This is a genomic window from Micromonospora sp. ATA51 (genome assembly GCF_016802855.1).
Lineage (GTDB): Bacteria > Actinomycetota > Actinomycetes > Mycobacteriales > Micromonosporaceae > Micromonospora > Micromonospora sicca.
The window spans coordinates 1-14,525 of record NZ_JAEVHJ010000157.1; the positions used below are offsets into that span (position 1 = coordinate 1).

Sequence of the window (14,525 nt, forward strand, 5' to 3'; positions counted from 1 at the left end):
GACGAGCCGGCGGGTCAACGCGTCGAGTTGCTCGCGGAGCCGGTCCGCGGCGGCCGGGTCGGTGATGCCGGTCAGCTCCTGGCGGGCCTGGTCGACGAGCCGCTGGGCCTCGTCGAGGCGGCCGGCGGTCAGCGCCGCGCGGGCCCCCGCGATGGTCTCCTCGACGCCGCGCACCTCGGCCTGCTGCGGATGGAGCAGCTTGGTCAGGGTCCACAGCGGGCTGCTCGGCCCGGCGGTGCGGCTGCCGATCCCGAGCCCCGACACCAGCGCGATCAGCGCGACCACCGCGGCGGCCAGGCGCAGCGTCCAGGGGCGGGTCCGGCGGGAGCGGACGGCCGGTCGCAGGGGCACCGGCGGCTCGGGTGTCCCGCCGTCACCGGTCGGCGTGGGCGGGCGCACGTCCGCCGGCGGGGGCGCGTCGTCGGCGATGTCGGCGTGCCAGGCGGCGAGCATCGCGGCGAGGTCGTCGTCGGTCGGCGCCTCCTCGCCCCGGCCGAGGGCGTCGAGCAGCAGGTCGTCGCGGGCGATGACCTCGAGGTCAATCGCCTGCTCGCCGCCGCCCGGCGTGCGCTCACTCATGCCGCCACCTCGTCCAGAGCGTCCCCGGCAAGCGTACGGAGCCGGGCCAGGGCGCGGGACTGGGCCACCCGTACGGCCGCCGCCGTCATTCCGACGATCAGTCCCACCTCGTCGGCGGGCAGCCCCACCGCGACCCGCAGCAGGATGATCTCCCGCTGCGCCTCCGGCAGCTTCTTCAGCAGCACCGACAGCCGCCGGGCCAGGTCGGTGGCGACGGCCTGCTGTTCCGGGCCGGGAGCGGCATCGGGCTGCTCCAGCGGGGCGTCGATGGGGGTGACGGCGGAGTCGCGGATGGCGGCGCGCTGCGCGTCAGCCACCTTGTGCGCGGCAATGCCGTAGACGAAGGCGGCGAAGGGCGAGCCCTGGTCGCGGTAGCCAGGCAGCGCCCGCAGCACGGCCACGCACACCTCCTGGGCGACGTCGTCGGCCGTGGTGTACGCCCCGCCGACCCGCCCGAGGCGCGCCCGGCAGTACCGGACCAGGCCGGGTCGTACATCGGTGAGCAGCTCAGCCATCGCCCTCCGGTCGCCCTGGACGGCCTGGCGGACCAGCTCTGGATCGACTGCTCGAATCATGGGGTTGCGAGACACCTTCGTTACCGACGGGTTAACCGCACCGTACTGAGTCCGGCTGGTTTCCGCACCTCTCACGTTGGGTAGCGGGGCGGCACCGAAAGTTATGTGTTGCGACTTGACGTACCGCGGCGATGTCTCTGTCAGGAAGCAGCGACGGGAGGGTCGATGGGCGTCGAGGTGGCCGTGCAGGGACTGACGAAGTCCTTTGGTGGCCAGCCGGTCTGGTCGGACGTCACCCTGACCCTGCCGGCGGGCGAAATATCCGTTCTGCTGGGGCCCTCCGGCACGGGGAAATCGGTGTTCCTCAAGACCCTGGTCGGCCTGCTCCGGCCCGACCGCGGCTCCATCGTGATCGAGGGCCAGGACCTGCCCCGCCTGTCCGAGCGGAAGCTGTACGAGGTGCGCAAGCTGTTCGGCGTGCTGTTCCAGGACGGCGCGCTGTTCGGCTCGATGAACATCTACGACAACGTGGCGTTCCCGCTGCGCGAGCACACCCGCAAGTCCGAGTCGCAGATCCGCGCCGTGGTCACCCAGAAGCTCGACATGGTCGGCCTGGTCGGCGCCGAGAAGAAGCTGCCCGGCGAGATCTCCGGCGGGATGCGCAAGCGGGCCGGGCTGGCCCGCGCCCTCGTGCTCGACCCGCAGATCATCCTCTTCGACGAGCCGGACTCCGGGCTGGACCCGGTGCGCACCGCCTACCTCAACCAGCTCATCATCGACCTCAACCAGCGCACCGAGGCGACGTTCCTGATCGTCACCCACGACATCAACACCGCCCGGACCGTGCCGGACAACATCGGCCTGATCTACCACGGGCACCTGGCCATGTTCGGCCCCCGGGAGATGCTGCTGTCCAGCACCGAACCGGTGGTGCGGCAGTTCCTCAACGCGCAACGGGTCGGGCCGATCGGCATGGCCGAGGAGAAGGACGCCGAGGAACTCGAGGCCGAGGCGCAGGCCGGGGTGGAACTGCCGCCGCTGCCGCCCATCCCGCTGCAGCTCCCGCCGACCGACGGACTGCCCCGGCGGGCCGAGCGCCCACCGGGCGAGTGGTGCCGGGAGTACGGCGTCACCCCGCCGCCGGGGTCGTTCGAGGGCCGCCTGGACGCGGAGCGACCCACCATCGAGCTGGGCCGGCACCTGGCGATGGACGGGCGCCAGCAGCGGGAGGTGACCGGATGAGCGCCCCGGTCGGCGCCCTGCGCCGCTCCGGCGACTTCTTCGCGTTCTGCCTGGACACCCTGCGCGGCCTGGGCCGCCGGCCGGTGCAGGTCCGCGAGTTCGTCCAGCAGGCGTGGTTCATCAGCTCGGTGTCGATCCTGCCGGCCGCGTTGGTCTCGATCCCGTTCGGCGCGGTCATCGCCCTGCAGCTCGGCTCCCTGGTCCGGCAGCTCGGCGCGCAGTCGTTCACCGGCGCCGCGTCGGTGCTCGCCGTCGTCCGCGAGGCGGGCCCGATCGTCACCGCGCTGATCATCGCCGGCGCCGGCGGCTCGGCGATCTGCGCCGACCTGGGCTCCCGCAAGATCCGCGAGGAGCTGGACGCGATGCAGGTCCTGGGCATCGACCCGATCCAGCGCCTCGTGGTGCCCCGGGTGCTGGCCTCGATCCTGGTCGCCGTCCTGCTCAACGGGCTGGTCAGCGTGGTCGGGGTGACCGGCGGCTACACCTTCAACGTGGTCATGCAGGGCGGCACGCCCGGGGCGTACCTGGCGAGCTTCCAGGCCCTCGGGCAGCTGCCCGACCTGCTGGTCGGCGAGGTCAAGGCGGCGCTGTTCGGCGCCACCGCCGCGCTCGTCGCCTCCTATCAGGGGATGAACGCCAAGGGCGGCCCCAAGGGGGTCGGCGACGCCGTCAACCAGAGCGTCGTCGTCACGTTCATGCTGCTGTTCGCCCTGAACTTCGTCGTCACGGCCGTGTACTTCCAGGTCGTACCGCAGAAGGGGAGCTGACGTGGTCGTGCTGCGCTACCTCGACGACCTGGGCGGACAGCTCGCCTTCTACCTGCGCGCCTTCGCCTGGACGCCGCGCACGCTGCGCCGCTACAAGCGTGAGGTGGTCCGGCTGCTGGCCGAGGTCAGCTTCGGCTCCGGCGCGCTCGCCGTGCTCGGCGGCACCGTCGGCGTGATCTGCTTCCTCACCTTCTTCACCGGCACCGAGGTCGGCCTGCAGGGCTACCAGGCGCTCGACCAGATCGGCAGCAGCGCCTTCACCGGCTTCGTCTCGGCGTACTTCAACACCCGGGAGATCTCGCCGCTGGTGGCGGCGCTGGCGCTGTCGGCCACCGTCGGCTGCGGGTTCACCGCCCAGCTCGGCGCGATGCGGATCTCCGAGGAGGTCGACGCGCTCGAGGTGATGGGCGTGCCGTCGCTGCCGTTCCTGGTCACCACCCGGATGATCGCCGGGTTCATCGCGGTCGTCCCGCTGTACGTGGTGGGCCTGCTCTCCAGCTACCTGGCCACCCGCACCATCGCCGTCGGCTACTTCGGACAGTCCGCCGGCACCTACGACTACTACTTCCACCTCTTCCTGCCGCCCGGGGACGTGCTCTGGTCCTTCGGCAAGGTGCTGGTCTTCAGCGTGATCGTGGTGCTGGTGCACTGCTGGTACGGCTACACCGCCAAGGGCGGGCCGGCGGGGGTGGGCGTCGCCGTCGGGCGGGCCGTCCGCACGGCCATCGTCGCGGTCAACGTCGTCGACTTCTTCCTGTCGCTGGCCATCTGGGGCGCCACGACCACCGTCCGGATCGCGGGGTGAACATGAGACATCGCGTCCTCGGCATCGTCTTCATCGCCGTGCTGACCGCGGCGCTGACCGCCTCCGTGCTGCAGTACCGCAAGGCGTTCACCCCGGTCGAGCGGGTCACCCTGCACGCCGACCGCGCCGGCCTGCAACTGCTCGACGGCGCCGACGTCAAGGTCCGCGGCGTCGTCGTCGGCGACGTCCGCTCGGTCCGCAGCGACGGCGGCGGCGCCGTCATCGGGCTGGCGCTCGACCCCGCCACCACCGGCCGGATCCCCGCCGACGTGACCGCCCGGCTGCTGCCCAAGACCCTGTTCGGCGAGCGGTACGTGGAGCTGGTCCCGCCGCCCGCCAGCACCGCCGGGCCGATCCGCGACGGCGCGGTCATCACCCAGGACCGCAGCCGCACCGCGGTCGAGCTGGAACGGGTCCTCGACCAGGCGTTGCCGCTGCTGCAGTCCATCCGGCCCGACCAGCTCGCCGCCACCCTCGGCGCCATCTCCACCGCCCTGGAGGGGCGCGGCGACCAGCTCGGCGCGAACCTGACCCGGCTCGACGCGTACCTGCGCCAGCTCAACCCGGCGCTGCCCACCATCGCCGAGGACGTCCGCCAGCTCGCCGTCGTGCTGGACGGCTACGACGCCGCGCTGCCGGACCTGCTCGCCCTGCTGCGCGACGTCACCGTCACCGCGACCACGGTCACCGACCAGCGCACCCAGCTCGCCGCGTTCCTCGCCGACACCACCGACACCGCCGACACCACCCGCGGCTTCCTCGACCGGCACGCGACCAGCTCATCCGGCTCGGCGACGTCAGCCGCCCGGTGCTGGAACTGCTCGCCACCTACGCCCCCGAGTACCCGTCCCTGGTGCACGGCCTGGTCGCCCTGCAACCCCGGGTGGAGCAGGTCTTCGCCGGCGGGCGGATGCACATCACCCTGGAGGTGACCCGCGACGGCGGCCCGTACGAGCGGGGCCGCGACGAGCCGGTCTACGCCGCCCACGACGGCCCGAACTGCCGGGGCCTGCCCGACCCGCACGTGCCCGCGCCCGAGGTGCCCGTCGCCGACGGCTACGACCACGGCGGCACCCGTACCCGGCCGCCCCTGCCGGTCGGCACGCCGGCCGGCCCGGCCACCGCCCCGGCCGCCGGCCCCGAGATGGGGCGGGCCGGCACCGGCGAGGAGAGCGCCCTGGTCAAACCCCTCGTCGGCGGGCTCACCGGCACGCCCCCGGCGGAGGTGCCCGACATCGCGGTGCTGCTCTGGGGACCGCTGCTGCGCGGAGCGGTGGTGAACGCGCGATGACCGGGAAGACGACCGCCTCGCTGGTCAAGCTCGTGGTCTTCGCCGTGGTGACCCTGCTCGCCACCGCACTGCTCGCCCAGACCCTCGGCGCGTTCCCGCCCGACGGCGTCACCTACCGCGCCCGGTTCACCGACGTGACCGGCCTGCTGCCCGGCGACGACGTCCGGATCGCCGGGGTGCGGGTGGGCAAGGTCAGCGACATCGCGGTGGTCGACGACACGGTCGCCGAGGTGGCCTTCACCGTCGACCGCGACGTGGCCGTGGCCACCAGCGTCCGCGCGAAGATCCGCTACCGGAACCTGGTCGGCCAGCGGTACGTGGCGCTGAGCGAGGGCCCGGGGGAGGGCAGGCCGCTGCGCGCCGACGGGCTGATCCCGCTCGCCCAGACCACCCCCGCGCTGGACCTGACCGTGCTGTTCAACGGGTTCCGGCCGCTGTTCACCGCGCTGAACCCGGACGACGTCAACAAGCTCGCCTATGAGATCATCCAGGTCCTGCAGGGCGAGGGCGGCACCGTCGCCAGCCTGCTGCAACGCACCGCCTCGCTGACCAACACCCTCGCCGACCGGGACGCCGTCATCGGCCGGGTGGTCACCAACCTCAACCGCGTCCTGGCCACCCTGGCCACCCGGGACCGCGAGCTGGACCAGAGCATCGCCCAGTTGCAGCAGTTCGTCTCCGGGCTGGCCGCCGACCGCACCGCCATCGGCGACGCCCTGGTCAACCTGGGCGACCTGACCACCACGACCGCCTCGCTGCTGGGTCAGGTCCGGCCGCCGCTGGCCGCCGACGTCCGCGCTCTCGACGACCTCGCCGGCACCCTGAACCACAACTCCGCCGTCATCGACGGCACCCTGGGCCGGCTGCCGGAGCGCTACGAGTCGCTGACCCGGGTCGCCTCCTACGGCTCCTGGTTCAACTTCTACCTCTGCGACTTCGACGGGCGGGTGGCCGTCGCCGGCCATGCCCCGCTGAACCCGGCCACGTTCAGCGCCCCCGCCGCCCGCTGCGCCACCGGAGGCAGCCAGTGAAACCCTTCCGCGAACGCAACCCGGTCGTCGTCGGCGCGACCGCGCTGACCCTGATCCTCGCCGCCCTGCTCGGCGCCTTCCAGCTCGACCGGCTGGCCGCCCTCACCGGCCGCACGTACCAGGCCGCGTTCCACGACGCCAGCGGCCTGGCCACCGGCAACGAGGTCCGGGTGGCCGGGGTCCGGGTGGGCCGGGTGACCGGGGTGGAACTGGCCCAAGGCGCCCAGCCGTACGTGCGGGTCCGGTTCCGGGTCGACGACGACGGCGTACGGCTCGGCCGGGACACCGGCGCCACCATCCGGATCAAGACGGTGCTCGGGCAGAAGTACCTGGCCCTGTCGCCGGCCGGACCGGGGAAGCTGCCCGAGGACGGGCAGATCCCGCTGGCCCGCACCGCCGCCCCGTTCGACGTGGTGCAGGCGGTCACCGGCCTCGCCGACACCCTCGACAAGATCGACACCGACCAGCTCGCCCAGGCGTTCGACACCCTGTCCCGGACCTTCGCCGACACCCCGGCCAGCGTCGGCACCTCGCTGACCGGACTGTCCCGGCTGTCCCGGACCGTGGCGAGCCGCGACGCCGAGCTGCGTACCCTGCTCGCCCGCACCCGGGACGTCACCGGCGTGCTCGCCCAACGCGACGACGAGTTCCGCAAGCTCGTCACCGACGGCGAGCGGCTGCTCGCCGAGGTCAGCCGCCGCCGCGACGCCATCCACCGGCTGCTCGTCGGCACCAACGACCTCAGCGTCCAACTGTCCGGGCTGGTCGCCGACAACCGCGCCCAGCTCGAACCGGCGCTGCGCAAGCTGCGCGACGTGGTGGCGATCCTGCAACGCAACCGCGACGACCTGGAGCAGACCATCCGGCGGATGGGCCCGTTCGTCACCGCGTTCGCCAACGTGGTCGGCAACGGCCGCTGGTTCGACTCGTACGTCGACGGCCTGCTCCAGCCGTACCTGCCCGCGACGGGAGGACGCTGATGCCCGGCCCGATCCAGCGCTGGCGCCGCCCCCTGGCCGCCGCGACCGTGCTGCTGACCGCCGTCGCCGTCGGAGTGGTGCTGTGGCGCCACGAGCCACCCCAGCGGCGGGTGGTCGCGTACTTCACCAAGGCGGTCGGGGTGTACCCCGGCTCCGACGTACGGGTGCTCGGCGTCCGGGTCGGCGAGGTCGAGTCGGTCACCCCGCAGGGCCGCACCGTACGCGTCGAGATGCGCTACGACCCGGCGGTGGACGTGCCCGCCGACGCCCAGGCGCTGATCGTCCCGCCGAGCGTGGTCAGCGACCGGTACGTGCAGCTCGCCCCGGCGTTCACCGGCGGGCCCGCGCTGGCCGACGGTGCGCAGATCCCGGTCGAGCGGACCGCCGCCCCGATGGAGATCGACGACATCTACCAGGCGCTCGACGAGTTCAACCGGGCCCTCGGCCCGCAGGGCGCCAACGCCGACGGCGCCCTGTCCGACCTGGTCGCCACCGGCCGGGCCAACCTCCAGGGCAACGGCGGGAACCTGCACGACACCCTCGACGGGCTGTCCCGCGCGCTGACCACCCTCGCCGACGGGCGGCAGGACCTGTTCGGCTCGGTGGCCAACCTGCAACGCTTCACCACCGCACTGGCCCGCAGCGACCAGCAGGTGCGCGGCTTCAACCAGCAGCTCGCCGACGTCGCCGAGCAGCTCGCCGGCGAGAAGGAGGAGCTGGCCGCGGCGCTGCGCAACCTGTCCGCCGCGCTGGCCGAGGTCACCGCCTTCGTGAAGCAGAACCGGACCGTGCTGGCCTCGAACGTGGCCGCGTTGACCGACATCACCGGCGTGCTGGTCCGCCAGCAGCAGGCGGTCATCGACATTCTCGACGTGACGCCGCTGGCCGTGAACAACCTCAGCCTCGCCTATAACCCGCGATCGGGCACCCTCGACACCCGCGACAACGTCCTCGGCCCCTACGACCCGGCCACCTTCGTCTGCTCCCTGATGGTGGACCAGCTCCCCGCCGGCCAGGTGCCGGCGAAGTGCACCGCGCTGGCGCAGACCCTGCGCTCCCGCGGTCTGCCGCTGACCGACCAGCTGCGCAAGCTGCTCAAGCTGCCGCCCGGCGCCCCGGCGGCCGGCGGGCCTCACCGGGATCCGTCAGCTCCCCCGGTGCGCCGACCGCCGACGAGGCGCCGGGCGGCTCCACCATCACCAGCGACCCGACCCTCGGCGGCATCCTGCGGGGCCCGGCATGACCGCCCGGGCGCTGCGGATGCTGGCCGGCGTCGTGGTGGCGGCGCTGCTGCCCGCCGGCTGTGGGCTGCCCGAGCTCGCCGACCTGCCGCTGCCGGGCGGGGCGCCGACCGGCGACGGCTACACGGTCACCGCCGAGTTCGGCGACGTGCTCGACCTGGTGCCCCGGGCCGCCGTCAAGGTCGACGACGTGACCGTCGGCACCGTGGAGAAGATCTCCCTGTCGGGCTGGCACGCCCGGGTGCGGCTGCGCATCGACCGCGCGGTGCGGCTGCCCGCGAACGCCACCGCCGCCGTACGCCAGAGCAGCCTGCTCGGGGAGAAGTACGTGACGGTGGCCCCGCCGCCCACCGGGCCGGCCAGCGGGCGCCTCGCCGACGGCGACGTCATCCCGCTGTCCCGCACCACCCGGGGCGCCGAGGTCGAGGAGGTGCTGGCCGCCCTCGGGCTGCTGCTCAACGGCGGCGGCCTGGCCCAGTTGCGGACCATCAACGCCGAACTCGGCAAGGCCCTCGACGGCCGCGAGTCCGACGTCCGGGACACCCTGCGGCAGCTCGACACCTTCATCGGCGGGCTCGACCGGCAGAAGACCGACATCGTCCGCGCCATCGACGCGCTCGACCGGCTGACCGGCCGGCTCGACCGGCAGCGGCAGGTCGTCGGGGACGCGCTGGATTCGCTCGCCCCCGGCCTGACCGTGCTGGCCCAGCAGCGGGCCCAGCTCACCGGGGCGCTGACCGCCCTCGGTGAGCTCGGCGAGGTCGGCACCCGGGTGGTCGACCGCAGCCGGGACGACACCCTGGCCAGCGTCCGGGCCCTGCAACCGATCCTGGAACAGCTCGCCCGGGCCGGCGACGACCTGCCGAAGTCGCTGGACTTCATGCTGTCGTACCCGTTCCCGCCCAACGTCACGGGCGCGATCGTCGGCGACTTCGTCAACCTGGCGGTCACGGCCGACCTCGACGCCGCCAACATCCTGGCCCAACCTGGTCGCCGCCGCGCCGCTCCGGGTCCGGTCGGCCACCCGGCCGAACGCCCCCGCCGCGCCCCGGCCGCCCGCCGCGGGCGGCGCGAAGCCCTCGCCCGGCAGCCTGCCCGGCGGCATCGGGCTGCCCGACCTGCCGCTGCTGAAGTGCCTGCCCGACCTGAAGGACTTCCCGGCCCGGTGGACGCCGCCGAAGGAGTGCGGCCTGCCGGAAGGCTGCGTCCTGCTCAAGCCCGGCTCGGCGGTGCCCCTCGGCGGGCTGCTGCTGCCGAAGGGGATCGTGCCGCCGGGTACCGCCTTGCCGGCCGGTACCGAACTGCCCTCCGGCACCGTGCTGACCGCCGAGTGCGTGCTGCCGGTGACCGGGGCGGTCATCGGTCAGATCGGCGACCTGCCGGATCTCCTGGGAGGGGGGCTGATCCCGTGATCGGACGGACCGCGAAGCTCCAGGTGCTGGCCTTCGTGCTGGTCAGCGTGCTGGGCATCGGCTACGTCGGGTTCCGCTACGTCGGCCTCGGCGACCGGCTCTTCGGCGGCGGCTACGTCGTCCACGTCGACCTGGCCCGGGCCGGTGGCATCTTCGCCAACGCCCCGGTCACCTACCGTGGCGTCCCCGTCGGCCGGGTCACCGCCGTCGAGCTGCGCGCCGACGCAGTCCGCGCCGACCTGCGGATCGACCGGGGCGTACGGGTGCCGGACGCGCTGCGGGCCGTGGTGACCCAGCGCTCCGCCGTCGGCGAGCAGTACCTCGACCTGCGGCCCGAGCGCGACGGCGGGCCGTTCCTCGCCGCCGGCGCGGTCATCCCGGTCGACCGCACCGGCGTCCCGCTCGCCCCCGAGGCGCTGCTGACCAACCTCGACGCCCTGGTCCGCTCGATCGACCCGGACGACCTGACCGTGCTGATCAGCGAGCTGGGCACCGCGTTCGAGGGCAACGAGCAGGCCCTCGCGCGGATCCTCGACGCCGGTGACGCGCTGCTCACCGACGCGAACGCCCGGCTGCCTGAGACGCTGACGCTGATCCGGGACGGGCGGACCGTGCTCACCACCCAGGCGGAGTCCGCCGAGGCGTTGCGCCGCTGGTCCGCCGGCCTGGCGGAGCTCGCCGCCACCGTCCGCGCCGCCGACCCCGACCTGCGCCGGCTGCTCGCCACCGGCCCGCCGGCCGGCGCCGAGCTGCGGGCCCTGCTGCGCGGACTCGAACCCAACATCGGCGCGCTGCTCGGCAACCTGGTCACCGTCAACGGCATCGCCGCCCGCCGGCTGCCCGGCATCGAGCAGCTGCTGGTGACCTACCCGGTCGCGGTGTCCGGCGGCTTCACCGTCACCCCGGGCGACGGCACCGCCCACCTCGGCCTCGTCGTCAACGCGGGCGACCCGCCGTCCTGCGTCTACCGCGGCGGCGGCACCAAGTGCAGCGGTCAGGAACGCGCCGCCGGTGCCAACGTACGCGGGGCGCAGAACGCGCCGCGACCCGGCGGACGCGAACCCGCCCCCGCCCCGTCCGACCAGGGCGACCAGGGCGCCTCGGGCGGGTACGATCCCGCGACCGGCCTGGTGCTCGGCCCCGACGGGCGACCGTTGCAGTTCGGCGGAACCGGCGGACAGTACCGGACCGCTGGTGACCAGTCGTGGAAGCAGTTGCTGCTCGCCGGGGTGACCCCGTGACCGGCGTACCCGAGGAGGTGCCCGTGCAGGGCCGCAAGGATCCCAAGCTCAGAGTGATCAACGGAGCAAAGGCGGGGGCGCCCGGTCGTTCCCGGCAGCGCAGACTCGTCACCCGTGCCGTGCCGCCGCAGGCCGAACCGATCGAGGACGTGCTGGAACGCCTTGACCGGGAGCCGGTCGAGGATCCGACCGGAACCGAGGACCTCACCGTGCCCGGCGACCCGGCGGAGGTCGAGGACCTGCCGGACCCCGACGACGATCCCGCCGCGACGGAGGACGCCGCAGAGGACGCCGAGACCACGAGGGCGACCGCCGCTGCGGACCGCACCGCGGCCGCCCACGACCATGCCGGTGTGCCGCGTCGCCGGCGGGCGCTGGCCGGGCTGCTCGCGGTGCTGCTCGCCGCCGCCCTCGCGGCGGCCGGCGTGTACGGGCACCGCTGGTACGTCGACCGCGCGACCGACCAGGCCCGAAGGGACGCCGTCGCCGCCGCCCGGCAGGCCAGCGTCAACTTCGTCTCGGTCAGCGCCGCCAGCGTCGACCGGGACCTGCAACGCATCGTCACCGGGGCCACCGGCGACTTCAAGGACGAGTTCACCCGCGGCCAGGCGCAGGTGCGCAAGGCGGTGGTGGAGAACAAGGTCCAGTCGCAGGGGTCGGTGCTGCGCGCCGGACTGGTCTCCGGGGACCGCGGCCACGCCGTCGTGCTGGTGGCCGTCGACGCCACCGTCCGGAACGTCAAGGCACCCGACGGCCGCCCCTCGCACTACCGCATCCAGGTGGACCTGGTCCGCGACCGCGACTCCGGCGACTGGCTGGTGTCCCGCCTGCAGTTCGTCGGCTGACCCGGAGGAGGAGTCCGATGCGTGTCCCCACTGTCCTGCGCCGACGGCCCGGACGGCTCCCGCTGGTGCCGACGCTCGTCGTCGCGCTCCTGGTCGTGGCAGCCGTCGCCGCCGCTGCCTGGTACGGCGACCATCGCGCCGGCCAGCGCGACCGGGCCGTTCGCCAGGCCCTGGCCACCGCGCCCGCCGCCGCAAAGGCGATCTTCTCGTACGACTACCGCACCTTCGACGACAGCGTCGCCAACGGACGGACCTTCGCGACCGGCGACTTCGCCGACGAGTACGCCCGGACCACCGCGACGCTCAAGGAGACCGCGACCAAGCAGCAGGCGGTGGTCCTGGCCGAGGTCTCCGCTACCGGGGTGGTCACCTCAGACACCGACCGGGTGGAACTGCTCGTCTACCTCAACCAGTACCGGCGCAACGTCAGCACGGCGGGGGAGAAGGTCGACCAGAACCGGGTCGTGCTCACCATGGTCCCGGTTGACGGCGAATGGAAGGTCGTCAAGGCGACAGCGATCTGACGCCGCCCAGGCGGGACGGTCGACCATTTGCCCGCACCTGATACATCCGGCGGCGTATTCGTGACGAGGACCAGATGGGCCGAAAGGTGAAACCGGTCTGCCTGTGCGCACGCTGTTCATTTGTGTCGTAGGCACGCCGCACCCGGCAGCCGCCTCACCGAGCGGGTGGGCCGGGGCCAGCGGACGGTCCTGCTGACCCTCAAAGTGGACGTTCAGCGGGGTCGGCGCGACGAAGGAGACGGCCACGGTCAACATCATCGAGCCGTCGCCGGTGCAGGCCGGCATCGAGGTCAGCTACCGCTGCCGCCGAGGCTGACCGGGTTTCCCGGTCACCGTGTTCGGGTAGGTCCCTCGCTGACCGACCTGAACACGTGTGTGGAGGCCCTTCGATGAAAGACAACTTCGGGGACGCGGTGGGCGACGCGTTCCGTTCGGTGATGCTGTTCCTGCCCAAGGCCGTCGCCTTCATCGCGATCCTGGTGGTCGGCTGGCTGGTCGCCAAGGCCGTGCTGAAGCTCGTGGACAAGATCCTGGAACGGGTGCACTTCGACAAGGCCGTCGAGCGCGGCGGCATCAAGACCGCCCTGGCCCGGTCGAAGTACGACGCCAGCGACATCGTCGCGAAGCTGGCCTACTACGGGGTGCTGCTGGTGACCCTCCAGCTCGCCTTCGGCATCTGGGGCCCCAACCCGATCTCCGACCTGATCGCCGGCGTCATCGCCTGGCTGCCCCGGGCCTTCGTCGCCATCGTCATCGTGGTGGTGGCCGCCGCGATCGCCAAGGCGGTCAAGGACATCATCTCCAGCGCCCTCGGCGGCCTGTCCTACGGCCGGATCCTCGCCAACATCGCCTCGGTGTTCATCCTGGGTCTGGGCGTCATCGCGGCGCTGAACCAGATCGGCGTGGCCACCGCGGTGACCACCCCGGTGCTGATCGCGGTGCTCGCGACCGTCGGCGGCATCCTCGTGGTGGGCGTCGGCGGCGGCCTGGTCCGGCCGATGCAGAGCCGCTGGGAGAACTGGCTGACCCGCGCCGAGCAGGAGTCGCAGACGATCGCCACGCACGCCCGGGCGTACCAGGCCGGCCGGCGTGACGTCGAGGCCCGGCTGAGCCAGCCGGTCACCCCGTACGCGGAGGCCGAGCTGACCCAGCCGGTCACCCGGGACGGCGACGCCGACCGCACCCAGCCGGTCGCCCCGCACGGCGCGGCGGAGCCCACGCAGGCGACCACCCCGCGGCAGCCCACCGCCGAGCAGGCGGTGGACAACGAGTCCACGATGGTCATCCCGCAGGCGGACGTGCAGAAGTTCCGCCGCTGACCGTCCGCACGCGCACCGGGGTGGGGCCCAGCCGGGTCCCACCCCGAAGCGTGTTCGGGGCCGACCCGAGGGGCGTTAGCCTGAGCGTCATGACCTGGCGATGTTGATGCTGCGCTAGAGGCCGTGGCCGCGGGCCGCCGCGGACGCCGTACGTCCGGTGTCCGTTCCGTCCCCGTGGGAAGGCCTCATGATCATCTCTCCTGCGCGCGTACCCGCGATCCGCCGGCTGGCGGGCACGCTCTACGGCTACGCGTTCCTCACCGACCTCGTCCTGCTCTACCCGGTGTACGTGCTGCTGTTCAGCGACACCGGCCTGTCGGTCGGGCAGATCTCCTCGCTCTTCGTGCTCTGGTCGGCCACCGGCATCGTCCTGGAGGTGCCCTCCGGGGCGTGGGCCGACGCGGTGTCCCGGCGGCTGCTGCTGGTCCTGGCGCCCCTGCTGCCCGCCGCCGGTTTCGCCTGCTGGGTGCTCGCCCCGTCCTACCCGGCGTTCGCCGTCGGCTTCCTGCTCTGGGGCGCCGGCGGGGCACTGCGCTCCGGGGCGCTGGAGGCGCTGGTATTCACCGAACTCGACCGGCTCGGCGCCAGCGACCGGTACGCCCGCGTGATGGGCCGGGCGCGTACCGCCGAGGTGCTGGGCGCGGCGGCTCCGGGGCGCTGGCGGGGCCGGTCCTCGCGGTCGGGCGGCTACCCGGGGGTGGGCGCGGCCAGCGTCCTCGCCTGCCTGCTCGCC

General features: G+C 73.3%; 11 protein-coding genes and 3 pseudogenes. 12 read left to right on the top strand and 2 right to left on the bottom strand.

All coding sequences use genetic code 11. The annotated features are described in order from the left end of the window. A partial coding sequence (locus JNW87_RS22360) for an anti-sigma-D factor RsdA (RefSeq protein ID WP_238454343.1) occupies window positions 1-579 on the bottom strand: 579 nt, incomplete at its 3' end. After that, the gene (shbA, locus tag JNW87_RS22365; protein WP_109803370.1) at window positions 576-1,154 is read right to left on the bottom strand and encodes an RNA polymerase sigma factor ShbA; all 579 of its coding nucleotides are present in this window, start codon (window positions 1,152-1,154) and stop codon (window positions 576-578) included. The genes JNW87_RS22360 and shbA, both read right to left, overlap by 4 nt. A 165-nt stretch (window positions 1,155-1,319) precedes the next feature. On the opposite strand from shbA, the gene JNW87_RS22370 reads away from it, so the two are divergent. From JNW87_RS22370 to JNW87_RS22430, 12 genes and pseudogenes are all read left to right on the top strand, one after another. Continuing rightward, complete coding sequence (locus JNW87_RS22370) at window positions 1,320-2,336, top strand: ABC transporter ATP-binding protein (protein ID WP_109803371.1); 1,017 nt, start codon at window positions 1,320-1,322, stop codon at window positions 2,334-2,336. Then, the gene (locus JNW87_RS22375) at window positions 2,333-3,103 is read left to right on the top strand and encodes an ABC transporter permease (RefSeq protein WP_109803372.1); all 771 of its coding nucleotides are present in this window, start codon (window positions 2,333-2,335) and stop codon (window positions 3,101-3,103) included. Before JNW87_RS22370 ends, JNW87_RS22375 begins: the two co-directional genes overlap by 4 nt. 10 nt (window positions 3,104-3,113) lie before the next feature. Further along, window positions 3,114-3,908 carry an ABC transporter permease gene (locus JNW87_RS22380; RefSeq protein ID WP_255544199.1) on the top strand — a complete coding sequence of 265 codons (795 nt, stop codon included), beginning with the start codon at window positions 3,114-3,116 and terminating at the stop codon, window positions 3,906-3,908. 2 nt (window positions 3,909-3,910) lie between these two features. Next, window positions 3,911-5,199, top strand: a pseudogene (locus JNW87_RS22385) (MCE family protein). Continuing rightward, window positions 5,196-6,230, top strand: coding sequence for an MCE family protein (locus JNW87_RS22390; protein WP_109800558.1), 1,035 nt, complete (start codon window positions 5,196-5,198; stop codon window positions 6,228-6,230). The pseudogene JNW87_RS22385 and the gene JNW87_RS22390 overlap by 4 nt, the downstream one beginning before the upstream one ends. Next, a complete protein-coding gene (locus JNW87_RS22395; protein WP_109800559.1) occupies window positions 6,227-7,210 on the top strand; it encodes an MCE family protein in 984 nt (327 codons plus the stop codon). Before JNW87_RS22390 ends, JNW87_RS22395 begins: the two co-directional genes overlap by 4 nt. Next, window positions 7,210-8,040 (top strand): annotated as a pseudogene (locus tag JNW87_RS41630) (MCE family protein); the annotation flags it as partial. The gene JNW87_RS22395 and the pseudogene JNW87_RS41630, both read left to right, overlap by 1 nt. A gap of 409 nt (window positions 8,041-8,449) precedes the next feature. After that, complete coding sequence (locus JNW87_RS22410) at window positions 8,450-11,104, top strand: MCE family protein (protein ID WP_238454347.1); 2,655 nt, start codon at window positions 8,450-8,452, stop codon at window positions 11,102-11,104. Beyond that, window positions 11,101-11,949, top strand: coding sequence for a hypothetical protein (locus JNW87_RS22415; RefSeq protein WP_109800563.1), 849 nt, complete (start codon window positions 11,101-11,103; stop codon window positions 11,947-11,949). Before JNW87_RS22410 ends, JNW87_RS22415 begins: the two co-directional genes overlap by 4 nt. Before the next feature lie 17 nt (window positions 11,950-11,966). Continuing rightward, entirely contained in the window at window positions 11,967-12,473 is a 507-nt protein-coding gene (locus JNW87_RS22420) for a hypothetical protein (RefSeq protein WP_109800564.1), read from the top strand. Window positions 12,474-12,862: 389 nt separating this feature from the next. Next, entirely contained in the window at window positions 12,863-13,792 is a 930-nt protein-coding gene (locus JNW87_RS22425) for a hypothetical protein (RefSeq protein WP_109800565.1), read from the top strand. Window positions 13,793-13,979: 187 nt separating this feature from the next. Beyond that, window positions 13,980-14,525: pseudogene (locus JNW87_RS22430) on the top strand (MFS transporter); the annotation flags it as partial.